The sequence below is a fragment of the Pseudoalteromonas atlantica genome, assembly GCA_007988745.1.
Taxonomy (GTDB): Bacteria; Pseudomonadota; Gammaproteobacteria; order Enterobacterales; family Alteromonadaceae; genus Pseudoalteromonas; species Pseudoalteromonas atlantica.
Genome location: BJUT01000026.1, coordinates 23939 through 44568, shown reverse-complemented (window position 1 = coordinate 44568; position 20630 = coordinate 23939). Strand labels below are relative to the sequence as shown.

Genomic DNA, 20630 nt, shown 5'->3' with positions numbered 1-20630 from the left:
TACACGCATTTTGAATAAACAGAGTAACCCTTATATGCAACAAAGTATGCCTTCAGTACAAAACGCCGACCCCGAAACGCTCGTAGCAGAGCAAGACCTAGGCCGGTTGATATCGTTTTTACGTTCAAAAATTGCCACACACATTGATGCCCAACTCGATTGTATGGACTTAACCTCTGCGCAATATATTGTGGTAGTGCTATTAGCGCGTGGCTCAGTAAACACATTAGCCGGACTGAGCGATCATATGGTGTACGATAAAGGGGCGATGAGCCGTTTGTTAAAGCGTTTAGAAGAAAAAGACTTAATTGAAAAAACACAGTGTGAGTTTGATAAACGCTCTACACTTTTAAGTTTAAGTGATAAAGGCAAAGCGCTTTATCCGCAAATAATGCCCTTAGTAAATCAAGTGTACGAAAAAGCACTTAGCGGTTTTTCTGAAAATGAAAAACACAGCGTTATGGACCTACTAAACCGAGCAATAAACAACCTAGATACACCTTCTTAAATCTCTAAAAAAGATTATCAACATTTTAGCGATACTGTTTCAATAAAAACTTAGCCTGCTAAGTACTAGATCTAATTGTGCGGCAAATCCAACTTTGCTAATATAGTTGCCTAGGCAATTAAAGTTATCATCTTGTTAGGTTTGTTATGATTGAAAATAAGTTGTTATCACAATTACAGCAGCAGTTTCCTGAACATGTATTTATGCAACAGTATTTAAGTGTTGTTCATAAAGGGCGTTTTGCGAACGCAATTGTATACAGGTACAAAGATGATACGTTTGACTTAATAGTAAAAGATTTTAGCCAAAGCCCGTGGTTTATTCGTAAAACCTTTGCCAAGCTTTCTGTAAATCAAGAATTTAAAGGGTTGAGCCGCTTAGCACAGCTTGATGCAGTTGCTAATCGGTTTAGTCGTTTATCGCCAATAGCGGTGGCGTATGACTACATAGAAGGCACGCCGCTTAGAAGCTTAATACATCAGGGTAAGACGTTGCCTGTTGAATTTTTTATTGAGCTTGAACGCCAAGTTGCAAAAATGCACCGCCTAGGCATTGTGCATTTAGATTTACGTAATATGGGCAATATATTATGTGGTAGCGATGGCAAGCCTTATATCATTGATTTTCAGTCAACCATTAGCTTTTCACGCTTTGCGCGTTGGTTGCAACGTTTTATGCGCGGTTCTGACATGTCGGGCGTATATAAAGCGTGGGATAAGCTAAGTAGTACACCTTTGCCGGGTGCTAAGCAGCAGTATTTACAGCGTTTTAACCATGTTCGTAAACGCTGGATATTTAAAGGCTACCCAATACAACGTGCATATGCATGGGGTGCTGCAATGATCACGCAGTTTGTAGACTCTGACCTAATACGTAACTTAACCGATAGATTTTAATTCCCCTTTTCATTGTGTGACTTTGCCCATAACAGCTTAGCGTTATGGGTTTTTTTTGGCTAAAAATAAGGCCAATAATTTCTTTTTTAATTTTTAAAATAAACAGTAGTATCGCTGGTGTTTTTGCCCCTACAATGCGCAAAAATAATGAGCGCAGTTTCAACCATCAAAGCTTAAAGCGTCTTAATAAGTTTAGGTTTTTTCTGCAATTTTTTATTGTTCAAGTAAACTATAAGCAATGTGCATTTTTAAATTTAAGGTTTCAAGATGATTGAGTATCCAGTCGACCAACTACCGCAGCTAATAAACGATTTATTACAATGCGAAACACACACGCAAAAAAGCCAGCTTTTAGCCGATGCACAGCTTAATTTATCTACTGAGCACCTATCGCTACTTTTTGAGGCCATACCAAAAGAACAGCGTCTAGAAATTTGGCAGCTATTAGATAAAGATACGCAGCATGAAATATTTGTCACCCTGAGCGATGACAGCTGCTTATGGTTACTACAAACCTTAGATGATAGCGAGGCATACGCGCTATTAGATGAAGTGAATGTTGAAGAATTACTTGAGCTTGAAGAGGTTATTCCTGAGCGCTTTGTTGATTATGCTAAAAAGCAACTCGATGAAGCACAAACGAAACAATACGATCTTGCTCAGCAGTATCCGCCTGAGCAATTAGGTCACTGGGTTGGTTTCGACTTTCTAAAAATAACTGAAAAAGCAACAATTGCAGGCGTTAAAAAATTACTGCATAAAGGTTTGCCACAATACAGCGAAGTTGTGTATTTAGTTAGCCGCCAAGGCAGCCTAATAGGTGAACTTGCAGTAAATGATTTAATAAAAGCCGATGAAGGCGATAACCTATTGGCGCTGGCAAACTATGATTTTTCATCATTGCATGCTGATGATGATTTATACGAAGCGGCAGAAGTGGTTATTCACAGTGAAAAAATGGCCATGCCGGTGGTTAATACCGATAACAAATTAGTCGGGCGTTTAACCATTAGCTCGGCATACGAACTACGCCAAGAAATTGCCGACGAAGCTGCGGCCAAAGCTGGTGGTTTACGCGAAGACGAAGACCTGTTTGCCAGTGTAAGAAAAAGTGCTAAAAACCGGGGAATTTGGCTGGGTATAAATTTAGCCACTGCGTTTTTAGCATCTTGGTTTATTGGCTTATTTGGCGCAACAATAGAGCAAGTTGTGGCACTGGCGGTACTTATGCCTGTGGTGGCCTCTATGGGCGGAATCGCCGGGAGTCAAACTTTAACGGTAATAGTGCGCGGTTTAGCGCTTGGCCAGGTAACCGACTCTAACCGCAATGCACTTTTAAAAAAGGAGCTACGGGTGGGGGCGGTGAACGGCTTAGTGTGGGCATTAGTGATTGGCGCGCTCACCTTTGTTTGGTTTAGCGACATAATGCTAAGCATTACAATTACCGTTGCTATATTGCTTAACTTAGTTGCTGCGTCGTTAGCTGGGGTTGTTATACCGTCTATTTTAGACAAAATGAAAATAGACCCTGCGCTTTCTGGCTCGGTAATATTAACCACGGTTACCGATATAGTTGGGTTTGTGACCTTTTTAGGGTTAGGCAGTTTATTACTGCTTTAAGCTAAAAAACAACAAAGCCGCATTAAGCGGCTTTGTTTTTTATTAAGAAAGGTCGCGCTCTTTAATAGTAACCACCCGCTGCGGAAAGGGTATTTCTATCTCAGCGCTATTAATGGCTTTATAAACGCCTGCGTTAATAGCAAGTTTGGTTTCTATTATTTTGGTTGTAGGCACCCAATAGCGATAACTAATGGTTACGCCGCTATCGGCAAAGCGCTCTATGCCCACTTGAGAAATAGGGTTTTGAGCCACCTGATCATGAGCCTTTAACACTTCTTCAATAAGGCTAACAGCGGTATCAGCGCAGGCAGTATAGGCTATGTCTATTTCTCCTTTAACTAATGAGTAGCTAAATGAGTTGTGAATAATTTCACCCACTATATGCTTGTTAGGAATAGTGATTTCTACTTTTTCTTCATCAATTAAAATGGTGTAACCCAGCTCAATTGTTTTTACTTGGCCGCTGACCCCTTTTACTTCAATGGTATCGCCTACCACAAAAGGGCGCGTGGCAATAATAGCAAGGCCTGCGCCATAGTTTGAAAGCATTCCTTGTAAGGCTAAACCCGCACCCAGAGAAGCAGCACCTATAGCCGCTACAAAGGGGGTAACACTAATGCCTATTTTGCCAAGCGCTATCACTACAACCATCACAATAAGCAATACTTTTACCACGTTACTGACAAAGCTGGTAAGCGTGATATCGATATTGTGACGAGCCATCAATTTAGCGACTAAATTTGAGAGTTTTTTAGCCACCCACAAACCCAGTATAAGAATAAAAACGGCACCCACAATTTGCATGCTGTAGGTAACTAAATACTCAGTGAGCATGGTGTAGTATTTTTCAAATTGTTCTATTTCAGAACTGATCATAGTGGGCTCTTTATATTGCGTAATTATTTTTTGCTAACTATAGCAAAGTGTTGACTAAAAAAGGATATAGCACGGGGACTATTATGGCGGTTAATAATGCGCTTAAAGCCATAGCAACCGAGGAAAACGCGCCTATTTTTGGGTGCTCGTCCAGTGCTGCTGCGGTGCCTATAGCATGGCACGCAGTTCCCATTGCTATTCCTTGAGCTTGCTGGTTATTAACACCTATCCACTTAATGAGCATTAACCCAAAGAGCGCACCTAGTAAGCCAATAAATATAACTAATGCTGCGGCAAGAGAGCTAATCCCCCCTAAGGACTCAGTAACTATTAACGAAATAGGCGTAGTTACACTTAATGAAGCTACGGAGGCGCTTAAATTGGCGGGTACATCAAATAAAATACTTAAAATAAAAGCCACCACTGTGGCGTTAATAATGCCTAAGCTACACGTGCTTACTATTAACAGTAGATTTTTTCTGACATGTATAAACTGCTGATACAAAGGTAAGGCCAGTGCCACTATAGCAGGCTCTAATAGCCAACTAAGTAGTTGGCTATGCGTGGAAAAATCAGCATAAGGTAATTTTAAATTAACAAGCACTAAGGCAATAATCGCAATACTTAAAAACACCGGGTTGGTGAGCGACTTTACTATGCTGTGCTGCCAGTGTTTATTAAACGCTCTTAATAATAAAAACAGCAAAATAATAGCGGGAGTTGTTAAGTACCATAGCGTAAGGTGCAGCTCAGTCATTGTTATTTTTACCTTTAACATAGCCAACAACGCTGCTTACCAGTAAAAGCGTACTGGCAGGGACGAGCAAAATAACCAAAACCAAATAGGGCCAATGCAGCTTAATAAGTGCAATGTGCTCGATAAATCCTACCCCCGCGGGTATAAAAAATATTGGCATAATATTTAAAATAGGGGAGGCCGAGGGCTTAATATAGTGCTCTTTCACTACACCTAACAGTAATAAACTCAGTAAAATAACCATGCCAAGGAGCGGTGCAGGGAAGCTGCCACCAATTAAGTGCATTATTAATTTAGCACACCCTAAGCACAGTAAAATAATTGCACTGCTAAGTAAGTACTTCATGATAATGGCTCATTAATATAGAAAGAAATTAACGTTAGCAAATACGCACTATTATTAAATGCTAATTTAGTCTTACCAGCGCTTTGGATTTGCATAGCTTATATCTGTTTTCCCTTTTGCTTTGGCAATTGCTTTTTTAGTATTAGGATTGAGTAACAAGCGAATTTGGCTAAACGTTTCTTTAGCTAAAATTTGTCGTTGGTTTGTTGTGTAGCTTTGTTGAGTAACGCGCTTTATCGCTGCCAGTGTATCGGGGGAGCGTTCACGTAATATATTTAACATGCGCTGTGTGGCCTGTTCGGTATTGTCTGTAAGCTCTGTGACTAACCCCAGCTCGTAGGCCGTGTGAGCACTAATAGGGTTGGCGTGGCTTGCCAGCCACAGCGCTTGGTCGCGCTTTAATAAACCAGCAAGCACTACATTAGCGCCCATATCGGGGCATAGCCCCCAACGCGCTTCCATAATGGCTAGTTTTGCGTGGGTATCAACAATTCTATAGTCGGCGCCCAATGCTATTTGTAGCCCACCCCCTAAACAATTTCCGTTTATTTGCGCAATCACAGGTACGCTTAACGATTGCCAGCCCAGTACTACTTTTTGCGCTAGGTTTTGATTGCCAGGTAGCCATTTTAGCAACAGCCTAACAATGTTTAATGGTGAGGCCATCACTGCAGCCACATCAAGCCCTGAGCAAAAATGCTCACCATCACCTTTTATCACTACGGCGCGAACACTTTTATCTTTTTTTATACGTTTAATAGTGCTGTTTAATTGCATGAACATATCAAAGCTAAGTGCATTTTGTTTTTCTGCGCGGCTTAAAATAACGTTAGCAATGCCTTGTTGTATTTCTAGTTTTATCATTGCGCTCTCCTATTGTTATGTGTTTGAGCTTATGATGTACGCCTTACTAAGTAAAGTAACGGTTTGTTTTATAATAAAAAATAAATTGAATTATTTTTAACTTTTTTAGTCAAAGCACTTTGAATCTTATTTAAGCTTAACCGCGCATGAGCTGGTAACAAAAAAGTCATTATTTTTAGCTGTTTTTTCTCAAAACACAGATGAGTTTTGATATTATGTGCGCACTTAAAATGCATTGAGGTTTTACCCATGTCAGGCCCACGTTTATATAGCGAAGAAGAAGTTACCCATCAAGCGTACGATATTTTTTTAGAGCTGGCGCCAAATAATCTTAGCGAACAAGATGTTGAAGACTTTAACGAATACCGAGAAGAGCTTGGGTTTATTGAAGAGGGCGAGCCTGATGAGCAATGGCAAAACTTTGTTGCACTTGAAATAGAGCCGGAGTTATTTGTGCAAGTGCTAGTGGGGTTAGAGTTTGAAAACGAAGATGTGTTATTTGCAAAAATTTTAATTAGCCGTGATAAAGACGCGCCGTTTTGTCATATTTTGTGGAAAGAAACAGAGCACGCTGAGTAAGCAGTTTTGTTTGTATGTGCAAGAGAGTTTACCGTGCATAAGTATTTACTATTCGTGTTTTTAATAATGAGCAGCCGCTGTTGGGCTGTTGATCCATTTGAAGACTTTCATGAATATGGACAACTCTCTGATGAAGAAATTCACGAGCTACATAAAGGCGAAATGCTCTATGGCGATACTGAATTTGGCTTGATTTTAAGTAAGGGTAATACTAACTCTACCAGCTTTAAGTTTAGAGGGAATTTATACCAAGACTTCGAAAATTGGCGTAACCAATTTAAATTAGACACCTTGTATAAACGAGATCAAAACGAAGATACAGGGCAAACCGATGTAACGGCAGACCGTATTTTTGTCTCTGCACAGGGTAACTACAAAGTGGGCGTTAAAAACTCTTCATTTTTTATTTACGGTGACTACGAAGAAGATAAATTTAGCGGCCTAGATTACAAAAGTACGGTGGCTACAGGCTATGGTGCCAGAGTTTACCAAGGTGTAAAAAATAAAGTAGATATTGATATTGGCCCGGGCTTATATCGCTCCGTCGCTGATGATGAATCAGAGGTAAGCGAAGAAGATGAAAATAAAACTGGTTATTTAGTACGTATTGCAATGCAGTGGGAGCGTTTGGTATCAAAGCGCACGCGCTTTAATCAAGATGTGAGTATTGAGCAGTCTTTGTCGGGGTTAAATTCGCGTTTGAAGTCAGAAACCGCTTTGATTAGCCAAGTCATAGGTGCGGTATCGTTAAAGTTTGCCTATATGTATCGTTATAATTCAAAACCTGAAGACGATAACCTTAAATACGACTCAGAATTAAGCGCCACGTTGGTGTACAGTTTTTAATAATAAAGAGAGCGTTATGTATCAGCATAAACAATATGCGATGTTTATATTTTTTGTTTTAGCATGGATAGGCGGCTTTGTAGCCCTAGCCTGGAACTTAATGGGCGCTGATGTGCCATTAATGGTATTTGCCGGTGTATTGGTTTTAGTCGGTTTTTTGTTTCATGGTTTAACTGTAAAAGTTGACGAGCAAACAATTAGTTGGGCTTTTGGCCCTGGCGTTGCGGGGCAACGTTTAGCACTTGCGGACATAGTAGAGGCTAAAGCGGTGCAAAACTCTTACCGTCATGGTATTGGTATTCGTATTACACATGATGGGTGGGTGTATTCTGTATCCGGGTTTAGTGCGCTACAGTTAACCTTAAAAGACGGTACTAAGTACCGAGTGGGAACAAACGATCAGCAAGGCTTATTACGTGCGCTTGAGGGTAAAATAACACCCTGTGAAACCCCTTTAGAGGAACCGGCGCCAATAAAAACCGCGACCTACAACAATATGTTATAAAAAAAGCGCCTTAGGCGCTTTTTTTATAAACGGCGGTATGATTAGTGATCGTGACCACAGCCGCCTTCACCGTGCACGTGGCCGTGCGCAAGCTCTTCTTCGGTTGCTTCGCGCACCTCTAAAATTTCTACATCAAAATTAAGGGTAATACCCGAAAGCGGGTGGTTGCCATCAACTATAACGTCTTCATCTTGAATCTCGATAATCATCACAGATTGATCACCATCATCAGTTGACGCTCTAAATTGCATACCTACTTCAATCTCCATGCCATCAAACATCGACTTAGGCACCGCTTGCATTAGGTTATCGTGACGTTCGCCGTAGCCTTCTTCAGGTTCTACTTTTACATTTAATGTATCACCGGCTTGCTTGCCTTGGAGTGCATTTTCAAGCCCTGGGATTAAGTAGCCTGTGCCAATAATAAAAACCAGTGGCTCGCCATCAAAAGAGTTATCAATGGTATTGCCATCGTTATCCAGTACTGAATAATGCATTTTTACTACTGTGTTTGGTGCAACGATCATAGTCATTCCTATTTATTCATCTTCAAGAGAGTAAGGTAGAGGCAGAATGCTTAGCTCTACCTGAGGGGTGTGCTTTGCACGAAGTACGTGTGTACTTGGTGTATCGTTTGGCAGCACAACAAGGCCAAATAAGGTTTGGCTATTTTCGTTATAGCTTTGGGCAATTAGTTTACCAGCGCGGCGCCAGTTTTCGCCCACTTGGGTTTCAAGCTCTGGCTCTTCAAGTAGGCCATCGCTTTTACCTGTAACAATATACATAGCGCGTTTGTTTTTACCTAGGTACTTCATACGGGCAACCGTTTCTTGGCCGGTGTAACAGCCTTTTTTAAAACTAATGCCGTTAATCGCTTGAAGGTTTACCATTTGTGGTACGTATTCGCCAATGGCGTCACTATTTAATTGTGGCTCGCCCGCTTTTATTGCGGCTTCTTGCCATAGTGCGCAGTTATCTAATGTAGAGACATCATCTGGCATACTAAATTGGCTATCAACCATTAGTAAAACGCGATTTGGCGCTAACTTAAGGGCTTTACCGCTTGGGAAATCACAGGCCGTTTGGTCATCAGAAAAACGAATATCAAGTTTTTCTAGTACAGGGGTTAAATCGTCACTGATCAACCCGATTAATCTGTTCGTAGAAACATCAATATCTACTTTGGCAAACACAGCGTATTTTTTTAGCTCACTGAGCGACTTCTCTACCTCAGGCTGTGAACCTGCTAAGTAGTAGCTATCTTGGTGAGAAAATAATTTAAACACACCCCACAACTTGCCTTTGGCGCTGCAGTGACCAGCCCATAAATAATTGCTGTTAGATAGTTTATTGAGATCTTGAGTGATTTGTCCGTGAAGATAAGACAATTTATCCGCACCGGTTAGGCTAATAAGTTGGTGAGATAACGGACATGCATAAACGCTCGACATAAAAACCTTCTGTGCAATACAAATGAGTAGACATAATAACGCAGTTATAACCAAGGGTACAGCAACGAAGGCGGGCAGTTTTTTATTATTTGAACACAGATTAATAGCTGCTAATTAGGCGGGTATTTGTTAAACTCGGGACAATTAAGTATGAGGTTTAAAATGACTGAAATTCATAGTAAAGCACGTATACGCTGGGCTTGTCGCCGCGGCATGTTAGAGTTAGATGTTTTGTTTATGCCATTTGTAGAGCAGGCGTATGATTCGTTAAATGCACAGCAACAGGCTGTATTTCAGCGTTTGCTAACCCAAGAAGACCCTGATTTATTTGCATGGTTTATGGGCCATGAAGAATGTAAAGATGCTGAGCTTAATACCATGGTATCGCTAATTTTAGACCGAGTTCGTGTATAGGTTTACGGTAGTAAATAACAAAGCAGAACAGCGGCCTGTGGTGCTGTTTTTCTGCTTATTAAGTGTGGTATTAGGGCTTTATTTAAGCTCTTTTTTTAGCATTGTTGTTTGTATAACTGTAAATACAATTGCGTTTTACTGGGTATGGCAAAAAATAGTGGCTATTCACCCTGAAAGTGGCGTTATTATTTTAGAGCCTAAGCAAATACGCTTTGAAAACGAAAATTTAAAGGTTCAGGGGCAAATAACCCCTAAAACAAAAATATTAAATACCAGTGTGTGGTTACACATTAAAGGTTTTAATAAACGCCAATGGCTTATTATTTCAGCTAATGGTGTAAATAAGCAAAGCTACGCACGTTTAAAGCGCGTAGCATTGATTGCCATTAATGGCGAGGTGGAATCAAAATAGTGGGTGTTGGGTTTTCATTTTGCTCAGGATAGTCAATCGTATAGTGAAGGCCGCGGCTTTCTTTACGCTGCATTGCACTTCTAATTATCAGCTCGGCTACTTGCACTAAATTACGAAGCTCCAATAAGTTATTACTTACTCTAAAGTTTGCGTAATAATCATGTATTTCTTGTTGTAATAACTCAACACGGTGCAGTGCTCGTTCTAGGCGTTTAGTTGAGCGCACAATGCCTACATAATCCCACATAAATAACCGCAGTTCGTGCCAGTTATGGGTAATAACAATTTCTTCATCAGAATTACTGACTCGGCTTTCATCCCAGCTTGGCAGCGCAAGTGGTGCTGGCGCATGCTCAAGTTTACTTAAAATATCTTTTGCGGCAGCGTGAGCAAACACAATGCACTCTAATAATGAATTGCTCGCCATACGGTTAGCGCCGTGCAAACCTGTGTAGGCTACTTCGCCTACAGCGTATAAGTTATCTAAATCGGTTTTACCGTTAAAGTCGCTCATTACACCGCCACACGTATAATGCGCGGCAGGAACAACCGGGATGGCTTCTTTGGTTATATCCAGCCCTACACTTAAACACTTTGCGTAAATAGTAGGGAAGTGCTCAATAATAAAGTCTTTATCTTTGTGGCTAATATCTAGGTATACACAATTTGCACCTAAACGCTTCATTTCAAAATCGATAGCACGGGCTACTATGTCGCGCGGTGCCAGCTCTTCTCTATCGTCAAAGTCTTTCATAAAGCGAGTGCCGTCGGGGCGCTTTAAATACGCTCCTTCACCGCGCATAGCTTCGGTAATTAAGAAGTTTTGTAGCTCTGGATGATAAAGGCTTGTGGGGTGAAACTGGTTAAATTCCATATTGGCTACCCTACAGCCTGCACGCCACGCCATGGCAATACCGTCACCGCTAGATACATCAGGGTTTGAAGTGTACAAATACACCTTGCTTGCCCCCCCTGTTGCGAGCGCTACAAATTTAGCTGAAATAGTTTCTACTTTTTTTGCTTTTTTATTCCACACGTACATGCCATGAATATGCGAACCCGGCTTACCTAAGCTTTTATCACTAATCAAATCGATAGCATTGTATTGCTCGAGCAAGGTAATGTTTTTATGCGCTTTAACTTGGCTAATTAACGTGGTTTGTACGGCCTTACCTGTGGCATCGGCTGCATGTAAAATACGGCGATGGCTGTGTCCGCCTTCGCGGGTTAAATGAAAGCGCTCTTTTCCTTTGCTATCAAACTCCATATCAAAAGGAACGCCTTGCTCAATGAGCCATTGTAAACACTGATGCGCATTACTTGCAGTATAATGCACAGCTTCTCGGTCACATAAACCACCGCCGGCATCAAGGGTATCTTCAACATGTGATTCTATGCTGTCGTTTTTTTTATCAAATACTGCGGCAATCCCGCCTTGTGCATACAGTGTAGAGCCTTCGGTGAGGGCACCTTTACTGATCACAGTAACATTACAATAGTTAGCTAAAGACAATGCAAGAGATAAGCCCGCCGCGCCGCTACCGATAATAGCGACATCAGCAATATGATGTTTATTTTGGTTCATGTCAGAGGTACTTTGCGGTTACAATGCTCAAATTAGAGCAATATTTGTTTTTAATAGTGTAGTTGTATCATATTTGTCATATTACTACGTAGTGATTTTAATGGCTTAGCGCCGTTATTTACGACTATTTTATAAAAAAATAATATTAAGCAGAACTTTTTATTCATAAAGAGGTCAGAGTATTTGTGAACAATGGCGACACTATGAATAACCAGCAAGAATCAAACAGAGGAGTACCGGCTCGAATGAGCGAGCAGGAATTAGATTTAGCGCTTGTAAAAAGGGTCCAGCAAGGAGATAAAAACGCCTTCAACCTATTAGTAAAGAAGTATCAGAACAAAATTGCAGGGTTAATTTCACGTTATGTGTCTAACCAAGGCGATATTGCAGATGTAGCACAAGAGGCATTTATTAAGGCCTACCGTGCACTTCCAAACTTTAGAGGTGATAGTGCCTTTTATACGTGGTTATACCGTATTGCCGTTAATTGTGCTAAAAATTATTTAGTAGCTCAGGGCCGTAAACCGCCAGCAAACGATATAGACGCTGAAGATGCCGAGTTTTATGACGGTGCGGATTCGATGCGTTCAAACGCATCGCCTGAAAACTTACTGTTAAGCGACGAAGTACGCGCTGTTATTTTTAATACGATTGATAGTTTGCCTGAAGACCTTAAAACCGCGATTACCCTAAGAGAAATCGAAGGGATGAGCTATGAAGAAATAGCCGTGGTAATGGATTGCCCTGTTGGGACAGTACGTTCGCGTATTTTTAGAGCCCGAGAAGCAATAGATAATAAATTAAACCCATTAATAGGCGAGTCTTAGTATGACAAAAGCACACGTTAACAAGTTGGATAGCGAAACGTTATCAGCATTACTTGACGGCGAACAACACCTTGCAGAGGGTAAAATTTCTGATCAGGATGTTGCTACGTTTGGTCGATATGCGCTAATTGGTGATGCGATGCGTGCTCAAAAAAATAACAACGACATACACATCGATATAAGCGATAACATCGCCTTAGCACTTGAAAGTGAGCCTGTGTATGCCGATTTCACCCAATCGACAGCAAACAAAGCTCCAGATACCGAGCACAGTGAAACGCAGCAAGACAACAAAGTAGTGGCGTTTAATTGGCGTAAGCCGGTTGCACAACTTGCTATTGCTGCAAGCGTAGCTATGTTTGCCATTGTTGGCGTAAATACCTTGCCGCAAGGTGCGGGCGAGCAAGAAAGCGAAATTCCGCTTTTACAAACTACCCCATTAACAGGTATGGCGTCGCCGGTGAGTTATTCATCAGAACCTGCTCTTGAAAACGCTGAGCAAGGTTTACGCGAATTACAGCAACAACGCATTGGCGCGTTAGTTTTAGAGCATCAACGTCAAGCACGTGTTGCACACTCTTTGCAAACAGCGCAAAATAGTGACAAAGCGCAAGAGGAAAAAAACTAATTAAATGAAAGTAATCACTTTTGTTCTGTCGTTGGTATTAAGCTTTAATGTTTTTGCTAACGACACAAATCCCGCCAAAGATTTATTACTAAACATGGCGAATGCAGTGCATACCCGTAATTTTGATGCCTCTTTTGTGGTGGTAAAGGGTAAAGCCATGGAACCTTACCGTTGGGTTCATGCAAAGCAAGGTGAAACAGAGCTTGAGCATTTAAGTTTACTTAATGGCGCGGGCTTAGAAATGGTGAGAATTAACGACCAAGTAACCTACTTTGAACCGCAATCGCAGCCATATTCTATAAATACAGACTCCATTGCTGGGCCAATACCTGAAGTATTATTTAAAGATATTGAAGCATTAAGCAGCCAATATGATTTTGTGCTAGGTGGTAAAGGCCGTATTGCAGGGCGAGCGGCGCAACTGGTGAGAATAGAATCAAAAGATGAATACAAATATAACTATTGGATTTGGCTTGATACAGAGTCATCGCTGTTATTAAAAGCCGCTTATGTTAACCACCAAGGTGAAGCATTAGAGCAGCTACAGTTAACCCATATTAGCGTAACAGAGCAACCAGCACCGATGATTTTAGAAGTGCTCAATCGTAATTTTCCAACGCCATTACCAGGTAACGCACTGAAAGGTGAAAAAAGCAATGCCACAAACTGGCGCATTGGTTGGTTACCTAATGGCTTTAAATTACTAAAGTCAGACCGCCATAAACTTGATTTAAATAACGAACTTACTGACTATTATTTATATTCTGATGGGTTTGTTGAAATTTCAGTTTTTGTACAGCGCCCCTTACCAGGTCGCCGCTTAAGCGGATCATTAACTTCTGGCGCAACGACAATTTATGTGCATAATGGCGGAAACTTTGATGTATCCGTTGTTGGTAATGTGCCAAGCCAAACCGCAAAGGCAATTGCTGAGTCAGTGACTCGCGCATTATAAACAATTCGTAAGGGTTGTTATGATTGAACAAACACTTACAGTGGTTGCCCTAGATGGCACCACTGCCCACTTAGAAGCCCAGCAAAAAAAAGCCTGCGAAGGGTGTAATGGTCGCTGTGGCTCGCAAGTCTTTGCCAAACTCTTTGGTAGCGATAAAAAAACCTTTCCATATCAATTTGATACTCCTGTAGAAGTGGGCCAAAAAGTAACGCTCTCATTAGATGATTCGCATCTAGTCAAACATGCTTTTGCTGTATACATGCTGCCTTTATTTTTAGGATTAACGCTTGCATTTATTAGTGCCGAATTACTACTTTTAGCGCAGGGATGGCAAATATTATTCGCCGCTTTGGGCGGTGTAGGTGGTTACTTTTTAGCTAAAAGCAAAGTAAAAACACTCAGGCATGATGTAAAAGTGATAAAAATTCATCCAATTAGCCTTCCTTTAACGCAAATAGATGGTGATTAAGGCCAATTAAATGTAAAATTGCCGTTTTATACCAGAGTAACTTGGAAATACAGGGTAAAAAGGCAATCAAAAATTTGATTCTCTAAAGCGCATTTAGCCACTTATATAGCACTTATACCCAATAAGTATTTTCAAGTCACTCAGGTGTTCGTACTTAGCCTATTAAAATAGAAGTTTAGAATCCAGTTTATGAAGCATATCCGTAATTTTTCGATCATCGCCCATATTGACCATGGTAAATCGACCCTTTCAGATCGTTTGATCCAGGTTTGTGGTGGCTTAACAGACCGCGAAATGCAAAAGCAAGTGTTAGATTCAATGGACATCGAGCGTGAGCGTGGTATTACCATTAAAGCGCAAAGTGTAACGCTTAACTACACTGCTAACGATGGCGAAACCTACCAACTTAACTTTATCGATACACCAGGGCACGTTGACTTTACTTATGAAGTTTCTCGCTCTTTAGCGGCATGTGAAGGTGCGCTTTTAGTTGTTGATGCCGGACAAGGTGTTGAAGCACAAACGCTGGCAAACTGTTATACCGCCATTGAAATGGATTTAGAAGTAATCCCTGTTTTAAATAAAATAGATTTACCGCAAGCCGATCCGCTTCGTGTAGCAGAAGAAATTGAAGACATTATTGGTATTGATGCCCTAGATGCTGTGCAATGTAGTGCAAAAACAGGTGTTGGTATTGCTGAAGTACTTGAGATGATTGTAAAGGATATCCCACCACCGGTAGGTGAAAAAGATCAACCTTTACAGGCGCTTATTATTGACTCGTGGTTTGACCCATACCAAGGTGTTGTATCACTAGTGCGTATTAAGCACGGTGAACTACGTGCCGGCGACAAAATAAAAATAATGTCGAACGAGCAAGTACATACAGCTGATCACGTGGGTATTTTTACCCCTAAACAAACCAACACGGGTATTTTACGTACCGGCGAAGTAGGGTTTGTTATTGCCGGTATTAAAGAAATACACGGCGCCCCAGTGGGCGATACGATTACGCATCAAAAAAATGCGGCACCAGTGCGTTTACCAGGCTTTCAAAAAATTAAGCCGCAAGTATATGCAGGTATGTTCCCAATTGCCTCTGATGATTATGAATCGTTCCGCGATGCGCTTAATAAACTAAGCTTAAATGATGCGTCGTTATTTTTTGAACCTGAAAATTCAACAGCACTGGGTTTTGGTTTCCGCTGTGGCTTTTTAGGTATGCTACACATGGAAATTATTCAAGAGCGTTTAGAGCGTGAATACGATATTGATTTAATTACCACGGCACCTACTGTAATCTACGAAGTAGTAACCAAAGAAGGTACGAGTCAAATTGATAACCCGTCTGACTTACCGGCGGTAAATGATATTGTTGAAATACGCGAACCAGTGGTAGAGGCAAACATACTTGTACCGCAAGAGTTTTTAGGTAGCGTTATTACTCTGTGTGTAGAAAAACGTGGTATGCAAACTAAAATGAGTTATCACGGCAAGCAAGTCGCTGTAACTTATGAGCTACCTATGGCTGAAGTGGTTATGGACTTTTTTGATAAATTAAAGTCAACCAGTCGTGGTTTTGCATCGCTTGATTACAACTTTAAGCACTTTCAAACATCAGACATGGTACGTGTTGATATACTTATCAATGGTGAACGTGTTGATGCACTCGCTATAATTGTTCACCGCGACAGTGCACAATCACGCGGCCGCCAACTTGCTGATGCGTTAAAAGAGCTTATTCCACGTCAAATGTTTGATATTGCGATTCAAGCTGCAATAGGACAACATGTTATTGCCCGTACTACGGTTAAGCAATTACGTAAAAATGTAATCGCTAAGTGTTACGGTGGTGATGTGAGTCGTAAGAAAAAGCTACTGCAAAAGCAAAAAGATGGTAAAAAACGAATGAAGCAATTGGGTAACGTAGAAGTACCGCAAGAAGCGTTTCTAGCTATTTTGAAAGTTGGTAAATAAAAACAAAGGATTATAGATGGCTGGTTATTTCTCAGTTTTATTGGTGTTATTAACGTTAGGCTCAGGTTTAATATGGTTAATTGACCACCTAATGTATGCGCCAAAAAGGCAAGAGCGTTTGGCGCTTGCCCAAACATCTGCCGGTGGCCAGCTTGATGAAGAAACAGCGGCGTTAATTGCACCTGAGCCGGCAATTACAGAAACTGCAAAATCGATTTTTCCGATGATTGCAGCTATTACTATTTTTAGGTCGTTTATTTTTGAGCCTTTTCAAATACCGTCAGGTTCAATGATGCCAACCCTGTTGGTGGGCGACTTTATTTTAGTACAAAAGTACTCGTACGGGATTAAAGACCCGGTATGGCGTAGCCAGCTTGTAGATGTAGGCGAGCCTGAACGCGGCGATATTGTTGTTTTTAAATACCCGTTAGATGAGCGAGTAGATTATATAAAACGTGCTATTGGTTTACCGGGCGATAAAATTGTTTATCGTGATAAGCGTTTATATATTCAACCTAATTGTAAAGAAGGCGAGACCAAGCAGGGTGACCTACTTTGTAATGAGTTTAATAAAATTGATTTTAAATTAATTAACGATAATGAGTTTAAACAAGGCCAAATGTCGCTTGCGCGAGTAAATGAAGATTTAACAACACTCAAGCACGACATTTTAATCAACCCACGCGCACCTGAACGTAAAGGGCGTTACTATCAGCAACCAGGGACTCCTTCGGATGAATGGACTGTACCAGCTGATCATTATTTTATGATGGGTGATAACCGCGACAACAGCCAAGATAGTCGCTTTTGGGGCTTTGTACCAAAAGAAAACTTGGTGGGTAAAGCTGTCTTTATATGGATGAGTTTTGAATTTGAGAATGGCCCAGATGATGTTTTACCAGGATGGGTTCCAACTGGTGTTCGTTTTGAACGCCTAGGTAATATTCAGTAACAATGAAAAAAAATGTAACAGAATTATATAAACGAATTGGCTACGAATTTGCTGATCAAGGTTTACTTGAGCAGGCAATGACGCACCGCAGTCATAAAGGTCAGCACAACGAACGCTTAGAGTTTTTAGGCGATTCAATTTTGAGCTTTGTTATTGCCAATGCTTTGTACGACAAATTTCCAAAAGCGCGTGAAGGCGATTTAAGCCGTATGCGCTCTACGCTTGTGCGTGGCCAAACACTTGCTGAATTTGGGCTAGAGTTTGGTTTAGGTGACTACTTGCGCCTTGGGCCGGGTGAGTTAAAAAGCGGTGGTTTTCGTCGTGAATCAACATTAGCTGATGCTGTAGAAGCCATTATAGGGGCTGTGTTTTTAGACTCAAACATAGACCGCTGTGGCGAGCTAATTTTAGCGTGGTACGAATCTCGACTTGATGCTATTTCACCAGGGCTTAATCAAAAAGATCCTAAGACCCTGCTGCAAGAGTATTTACAAGCGCGTAAGTTATCTCTACCGGGCTACACCGTTGTTGATACCAAAGGTCAAGCGCACAATCAAACGTTCACGGTTGAATGTATAGTTGAAGGTATGGATAGCATTATTTCTGTTGGTAGCTCGCGCCGTAAAGCCGAACAAAAAGCTGCCGAAAAAGCATTGAAGATACTAAAAAATGAATCTTGATACCTTAATACAGCCTCATGAAGGTGATATTGATACGTTTTGTGGCATGGTTGCCATTGTTGGCCGCCCTAATGTAGGTAAATCAACATTACTTAATGAAATCATTGAGCAAAAAGTAAGTATTACCTCGCGCAAGCCACAAACAACTCGCCACCGTATTATGGGTATTCATACAGAAGGGCAACACCAAGCTGTTTATATTGATACGCCGGGCTTACACGTTGAAGAAAAGCGCGCTATTAACCGCTTAATGAACCGTGCTGCATCGAGCTCAATTGGTGATGTAGAGCTTATTATTTTTGTTGTTGAGGGCACTCACTGGAATGCCGATGACGAAATGGTACTTACTAAAGTATCGCAAAGTGGTAAGCCCGTTTTACTTGTTATTAATAAAATAGACCAAGTAAAAGACCGCGACTTAGTATTACCGCATATGAAGATGCTTGGCGACAAATTTGATTTTGTGGGCATTATGCCGGTATCGGCAACACAAGGCAAAAACGTTGATTTAATTAAAGCCGAAGTGACTAAACGCTTACCACCGTGCGAATTTTACTTTCCTGATGACTATGTAACCGACCGCTCAATGCGTTTTATGGCGGCAGAAGTTATTCGTGAAAAGCTAATGCGCTTTATGGGCGAAGAGCTGCCGTATTCTGTTACTGTAGAAATTGAGCAGTTTAAATGGCAAGAAAACGGTGTTTGGCATATCAACGGGTTAATTCTTGTTGAGCGTGAAACCCAAAAACGCATGGTAATAGGTAACAAAGGCGAAAAGCTTAAAGTGATTGGCCGTGAAGCCCGTAAAGACCTTGAAGAAATGCTCGATAACAAAGTGTTTTTAGAGCTTTGGGTTAAAGTTAAATCGGGTTGGGCAGATGATGAGCGTGCCTTAAGAAGTTTAGGCTATGGCGAAGATTAACCTGCATTTAACCAACTAATATGGATAGCGACTTCTACACAGCGTACCTATTACATCGGCGTCCTTATAGCGACTCCCAAGTAATGCTCGATATGCTGGTAGAAGGCGTAGGCCAGCTTAGAATGCTAGCCAGAGTGAGTGGTCGCCAGGCCACTAAACACAAAGCACAATTACAGCCTTTCCAGGCACTGCTTGTTCATTACAGTGGCAAGTACGATTTAAAATACATTAATAAATTTGAGCTACATGGTAATCCTTTATATTTAACAAAGGATAAGCTTTACTGTGGCTTTTATTTAAATGAGCTGACTAACCGCATTGTGCCGGTAAACGAGCCACTTGAACAAGTGTTTGAGCTCTACAAAACTCACCTAGAGAACTTAAATAGCGATGTCGATTTACAATCGGTGCTGCGCTCATACGAATTTCAATTATTAGAGTTGTTGGGCTATGGCGTCGACTTTAGCTTTGATGCCAGTGGTGAGCCAATTGATGAAAGACAAACGTATAGTTACTTTCCTGAGTTGGGTTTTTTGATGCAACAAGATACACGCTCAGGGTTTAGCGGCGCGCAGCTCAAAGCGATTGCTAATCATGATTTTAGCCAAAGCGATGTACTCTATATGGCAAAACAATTAAGCCGTTATTTACTAAAACCTTTACTGGGTAATAAACCATTAAAAAGCCGTGAATTATTTATGGCCTCTCAATAAACATATTTTACAGGTAACAAAATGAAAGACATTCTTTTAGGCGTAAACGTTGATCATATTGCAACGCTTCGCCAAGCGCGTGGTACATCATACCCAGACCCAGCACATGCAGCCAGTGTGGCAGAGCACGCCGGTGCAGATGGTATTACTATTCATTTGCGTGAAGACCGTCGCCATATTCAAGACCGCGATGTATACGTAATGGCTAAAACAATTCAAACGCGTATGAATCTTGAAACAGCGGTTACAGATGAAATGATTAATATTGCCCTTGAAGTAAAGCCTGAGTACGTATGTTTAGTACCTGAAAAACGTGAAGAGCTTACGACCGAAGGCGGCCTAGATGTGGCCGCTAATGTAGATAAAATTAAAGCGGCCACTAAAACACTGACTGATGCGGGTATTAAAGTGTCATTATTTATTGACGCCGATAAAGCACAGTTAGATGCAGCTAAAGCGTGTGGTGCACCGTATGTAGAAATTCATACCGGCGCGTATGCAGATGCCACTAATGATGAAGATTTACACAAAGAGCTTGAGCACATACGAGAGGGTGTAAAATACGCGGCGAGCTTAGGCTTAATAGTAAATGCAGGGCATGGCCTTCATTATCATAACGTAAAACCAATTGCTGCAATGCCTGAAATTTATGAGCTTAACATTGGCCACGCTATTATTGCGCGCGCAGCTATTGATGGCCTTGAAAAAGCAGTACGCGACATGAAACGCCTCATGATTGAGGCAAGGTTATAAATTTAACCCCATGGTGGCACCATTTCATAGAAATACTTAATTAAGTAAAATGGTATCAAAACCTGTTAAAAGCGCATTTACTGCGCTTTTTTATT

Annotated in this window: 25 protein-coding genes; 18 read left to right on the top strand and 7 right to left on the bottom strand. The window is 41.1% G+C overall.

The window, feature by feature from the left end; translation table 11 throughout:
• The first annotated feature begins 34 nt into the window (after positions 1–34).
• From PAT01_RS11925 to PAT01_RS11915, 3 genes are all read left to right on the top strand, one after another.
• Positions 35–508: a MarR family winged helix-turn-helix transcriptional regulator gene (locus tag PAT01_RS11925; protein ID WP_052026274.1), complete on the top strand. Its 474-nt coding sequence runs from the start codon at positions 35–37 to the stop codon at positions 506–508.
• 146 nt (positions 509–654) lie between these two features.
• Entirely contained in the window at positions 655–1404 is a 750-nt protein-coding gene (locus PAT01_RS11920) for an RIO1 family regulatory kinase/ATPase domain-containing protein (protein WP_154945542.1), read from the top strand.
• Between the two features lie 267 nt (positions 1405–1671).
• Positions 1672–3024, top strand: coding sequence for a magnesium transporter (locus PAT01_RS11915; protein ID WP_024033089.1), 1353 nt, complete (start codon positions 1672–1674; stop codon positions 3022–3024).
• A gap of 42 nt (positions 3025–3066) precedes the next feature.
• Here PAT01_RS11915 and PAT01_RS11910 read toward each other — a convergent pair whose 3' ends face one another.
• The 4 genes from PAT01_RS11910 to PAT01_RS11895 form a co-directional block, all read right to left on the bottom strand.
• Complete coding sequence (locus tag PAT01_RS11910) at positions 3067–3900, bottom strand: mechanosensitive ion channel family protein (RefSeq protein WP_004586209.1); 834 nt, start codon at positions 3898–3900, stop codon at positions 3067–3069.
• A gap of 37 nt (positions 3901–3937) precedes the next feature.
• A complete protein-coding gene (locus PAT01_RS11905; protein ID WP_154945541.1) occupies positions 3938–4657 on the bottom strand; it encodes an LrgB family protein in 720 nt (239 codons plus the stop codon).
• Complete coding sequence (locus PAT01_RS11900; protein ID WP_138579034.1) at positions 4650–5003, bottom strand: CidA/LrgA family protein; 354 nt, start codon at positions 5001–5003, stop codon at positions 4650–4652. Before PAT01_RS11900 ends, PAT01_RS11905 begins: the two co-directional genes overlap by 8 nt.
• A gap of 72 nt (positions 5004–5075) precedes the next feature.
• Positions 5076–5867: a crotonase/enoyl-CoA hydratase family protein gene (locus tag PAT01_RS11895; RefSeq protein ID WP_154945540.1), complete on the bottom strand. Its 792-nt coding sequence runs from the start codon at positions 5865–5867 to the stop codon at positions 5076–5078.
• Positions 5868–6116: 249 nt separating this feature from the next.
• On the opposite strand from PAT01_RS11895, the gene PAT01_RS11890 reads away from it, so the two are divergent.
• From PAT01_RS11890 to PAT01_RS11880, 3 genes are all read left to right on the top strand, one after another.
• Complete coding sequence (locus PAT01_RS11890) at positions 6117–6446, top strand: HI1450 family dsDNA-mimic protein (protein WP_029771932.1); 330 nt, start codon at positions 6117–6119, stop codon at positions 6444–6446.
• Positions 6447–6512: 66 nt separating this feature from the next.
• Entirely contained in the window at positions 6513–7292 is a 780-nt protein-coding gene (locus tag PAT01_RS11885) for a DUF481 domain-containing protein (RefSeq protein WP_276537847.1), read from the top strand.
• Between the two features lie 16 nt (positions 7293–7308).
• Positions 7309–7797, top strand: coding sequence for a hypothetical protein (locus PAT01_RS11880; protein WP_138579036.1), 489 nt, complete (start codon positions 7309–7311; stop codon positions 7795–7797).
• Between the two features lie 41 nt (positions 7798–7838).
• Here PAT01_RS11880 and PAT01_RS11875 read toward each other — a convergent pair whose 3' ends face one another.
• Together PAT01_RS11875 and ygfZ are read right to left on the bottom strand one after the other, a co-directional pair.
• On the bottom strand, positions 7839–8324 hold the full coding sequence (locus PAT01_RS11875) for an FKBP-type peptidyl-prolyl cis-trans isomerase (protein ID WP_004586217.1): 486 nt from the start codon (positions 8322–8324) through the stop codon (positions 7839–7841).
• Between the two features lie 12 nt (positions 8325–8336).
• A complete protein-coding gene (gene ygfZ, locus PAT01_RS11870; RefSeq protein ID WP_004586218.1) occupies positions 8337–9248 on the bottom strand; it encodes a CAF17-like 4Fe-4S cluster assembly/insertion protein YgfZ in 912 nt (303 codons plus the stop codon).
• A 162-nt stretch (positions 9249–9410) separates the two neighbouring features.
• Between ygfZ and PAT01_RS11865 the strand changes: the two genes are divergently transcribed.
• Both PAT01_RS11865 and PAT01_RS11860 read left to right on the top strand, forming a co-directional pair.
• A complete protein-coding gene (locus PAT01_RS11865; protein WP_004586219.1) occupies positions 9411–9662 on the top strand; it encodes an FAD assembly factor SdhE in 252 nt (83 codons plus the stop codon).
• Positions 9655–10074: a hypothetical protein gene (locus PAT01_RS11860; RefSeq protein WP_138579038.1), complete on the top strand. Its 420-nt coding sequence runs from the start codon at positions 9655–9657 to the stop codon at positions 10072–10074. The genes PAT01_RS11865 and PAT01_RS11860 overlap by 8 nt, the downstream gene beginning before the upstream one ends.
• Here the strand turns inward: PAT01_RS11860 and nadB are convergent.
• The gene (gene nadB, locus PAT01_RS11855) at positions 10049–11659 is read right to left on the bottom strand and encodes an L-aspartate oxidase (RefSeq protein WP_024033085.1); all 1611 of its coding nucleotides are present in this window, start codon (positions 11657–11659) and stop codon (positions 10049–10051) included. The two genes, PAT01_RS11860 and nadB, sit on opposite strands and share 26 nt — an antisense overlap.
• A gap of 245 nt (positions 11660–11904) precedes the next feature.
• On the opposite strand from nadB, the gene rpoE reads away from it, so the two are divergent.
• The 10 genes from rpoE (at position 11905) to pdxJ (ending at position 20535) form a co-directional block, all read left to right on the top strand.
• Positions 11905–12486 carry an RNA polymerase sigma factor RpoE gene (gene rpoE, locus PAT01_RS11850; RefSeq protein ID WP_004586222.1) on the top strand — a complete coding sequence of 194 codons (582 nt, stop codon included), beginning with the start codon at positions 11905–11907 and terminating at the stop codon, positions 12484–12486.
• A gap of 1 nt (position 12487) precedes the next feature.
• Positions 12488–13114, top strand: coding sequence for a sigma-E factor negative regulatory protein (locus PAT01_RS11845; protein WP_138579040.1), 627 nt, complete (start codon positions 12488–12490; stop codon positions 13112–13114).
• A 4-nt stretch (positions 13115–13118) separates the two neighbouring features.
• Entirely contained in the window at positions 13119–14069 is a 951-nt protein-coding gene (locus PAT01_RS11840; RefSeq protein WP_029771929.1) for a MucB/RseB C-terminal domain-containing protein, read from the top strand.
• Between the two features lie 19 nt (positions 14070–14088).
• Positions 14089–14538 carry a SoxR reducing system RseC family protein gene (locus PAT01_RS11835; protein ID WP_004586225.1) on the top strand — a complete coding sequence of 150 codons (450 nt, stop codon included), beginning with the start codon at positions 14089–14091 and terminating at the stop codon, positions 14536–14538.
• Positions 14539–14727: 189 nt separating this feature from the next.
• Complete coding sequence (gene lepA, locus PAT01_RS11830; RefSeq protein WP_029771928.1) at positions 14728–16515, top strand: translation elongation factor 4; 1788 nt, start codon at positions 14728–14730, stop codon at positions 16513–16515.
• A 16-nt stretch (positions 16516–16531) separates the two neighbouring features.
• Positions 16532–17467, top strand: a complete 936-nt coding sequence (lepB, locus tag PAT01_RS11825; protein WP_154945539.1) for a signal peptidase I — start codon at positions 16532–16534, stop codon at positions 17465–17467.
• A gap of 2 nt (positions 17468–17469) precedes the next feature.
• Positions 17470–18147: a ribonuclease III gene (gene rnc / locus PAT01_RS11820; protein ID WP_004586228.1), complete on the top strand. Its 678-nt coding sequence runs from the start codon at positions 17470–17472 to the stop codon at positions 18145–18147.
• Positions 18137–19069, top strand: a complete 933-nt coding sequence (era, locus tag PAT01_RS11815) for a GTPase Era (protein WP_121637841.1) — start codon at positions 18137–18139, stop codon at positions 19067–19069. The genes rnc and era overlap by 11 nt, the downstream gene beginning before the upstream one ends.
• Before the next feature lie 20 nt (positions 19070–19089).
• Positions 19090–19782, top strand: a complete 693-nt coding sequence (gene recO / locus PAT01_RS11810) for a DNA repair protein RecO (protein WP_024033080.1) — start codon at positions 19090–19092, stop codon at positions 19780–19782.
• Positions 19783–19803: 21 nt separating this feature from the next.
• Positions 19804–20535, top strand: coding sequence for a pyridoxine 5'-phosphate synthase (gene pdxJ, locus PAT01_RS11805; RefSeq protein WP_064385222.1), 732 nt, complete (start codon positions 19804–19806; stop codon positions 20533–20535).
• Positions 20536–20630 lie beyond the last annotated feature (95 nt).

What these genes read in the sequence shown, in the direction of transcription:
- PAT01_RS11925 (WP_052026274.1), top strand. Translation starts at nt 35, where the DNA reads ATGCAACAAAGTATGCCTTCAGTACAAAACGCCGACCCCGAAACGCTC.
- PAT01_RS11920 (WP_154945542.1), top strand. Translation starts at nt 655, where the DNA reads ATGATTGAAAATAAGTTGTTATCACAATTACAGCAGCAGTTTCCTGAA.
- PAT01_RS11915 (WP_024033089.1), top strand. Translation starts at nt 1,672, where the DNA reads ATGATTGAGTATCCAGTCGACCAACTACCGCAGCTAATAAACGATTTA.
- PAT01_RS11910 (WP_004586209.1), bottom strand. Translation starts at nt 3,900, where the DNA reads ATGATCAGTTCTGAAATAGAACAATTTGAAAAATACTACACCATGCTC.
- PAT01_RS11905 (WP_154945541.1), bottom strand. Translation starts at nt 4,657, where the DNA reads ATGACTGAGCTGCACCTTACGCTATGGTACTTAACAACTCCCGCTATT.
- PAT01_RS11900 (WP_138579034.1), bottom strand. Translation starts at nt 5,003, where the DNA reads ATGAAGTACTTACTTAGCAGTGCAATTATTTTACTGTGCTTAGGGTGT.
- PAT01_RS11895 (WP_154945540.1), bottom strand. Translation starts at nt 5,867, where the DNA reads ATGATAAAACTAGAAATACAACAAGGCATTGCTAACGTTATTTTAAGC.
- PAT01_RS11890 (WP_029771932.1), top strand. Translation starts at nt 6,117, where the DNA reads ATGTCAGGCCCACGTTTATATAGCGAAGAAGAAGTTACCCATCAAGCG.
- PAT01_RS11885 (WP_276537847.1), top strand. Translation starts at nt 6,513, where the DNA reads ATGAGCAGCCGCTGTTGGGCTGTTGATCCATTTGAAGACTTTCATGAA.
- PAT01_RS11880 (WP_138579036.1), top strand. Translation starts at nt 7,309, where the DNA reads ATGTATCAGCATAAACAATATGCGATGTTTATATTTTTTGTTTTAGCA.
- PAT01_RS11875 (WP_004586217.1), bottom strand. Translation starts at nt 8,324, where the DNA reads ATGATCGTTGCACCAAACACAGTAGTAAAAATGCATTATTCAGTACTG.
- ygfZ (WP_004586218.1), bottom strand. Translation starts at nt 9,248, where the DNA reads ATGTCGAGCGTTTATGCATGTCCGTTATCTCACCAACTTATTAGCCTA.
- PAT01_RS11865 (WP_004586219.1), top strand. Translation starts at nt 9,411, where the DNA reads ATGACTGAAATTCATAGTAAAGCACGTATACGCTGGGCTTGTCGCCGC.
- nadB (WP_024033085.1), bottom strand. Translation starts at nt 11,659, where the DNA reads ATGAACCAAAATAAACATCATATTGCTGATGTCGCTATTATCGGTAGC.
- rpoE (WP_004586222.1), top strand. Translation starts at nt 11,905, where the DNA reads ATGAGCGAGCAGGAATTAGATTTAGCGCTTGTAAAAAGGGTCCAGCAA.
- PAT01_RS11845 (WP_138579040.1), top strand. Translation starts at nt 12,488, where the DNA reads ATGACAAAAGCACACGTTAACAAGTTGGATAGCGAAACGTTATCAGCA.
- PAT01_RS11840 (WP_029771929.1), top strand. Translation starts at nt 13,119, where the DNA reads ATGAAAGTAATCACTTTTGTTCTGTCGTTGGTATTAAGCTTTAATGTT.
- PAT01_RS11835 (WP_004586225.1), top strand. Translation starts at nt 14,089, where the DNA reads ATGATTGAACAAACACTTACAGTGGTTGCCCTAGATGGCACCACTGCC.
- lepA (WP_029771928.1), top strand. Translation starts at nt 14,728, where the DNA reads ATGAAGCATATCCGTAATTTTTCGATCATCGCCCATATTGACCATGGT.
- lepB (WP_154945539.1), top strand. Translation starts at nt 16,532, where the DNA reads ATGGCTGGTTATTTCTCAGTTTTATTGGTGTTATTAACGTTAGGCTCA.
- rnc (WP_004586228.1), top strand. Translation starts at nt 17,470, where the DNA reads ATGAAAAAAAATGTAACAGAATTATATAAACGAATTGGCTACGAATTT.
- era (WP_121637841.1), top strand. Translation starts at nt 18,137, where the DNA reads ATGAATCTTGATACCTTAATACAGCCTCATGAAGGTGATATTGATACG.
- recO (WP_024033080.1), top strand. Translation starts at nt 19,090, where the DNA reads ATGGATAGCGACTTCTACACAGCGTACCTATTACATCGGCGTCCTTAT.
- pdxJ (WP_064385222.1), top strand. Translation starts at nt 19,804, where the DNA reads ATGAAAGACATTCTTTTAGGCGTAAACGTTGATCATATTGCAACGCTT.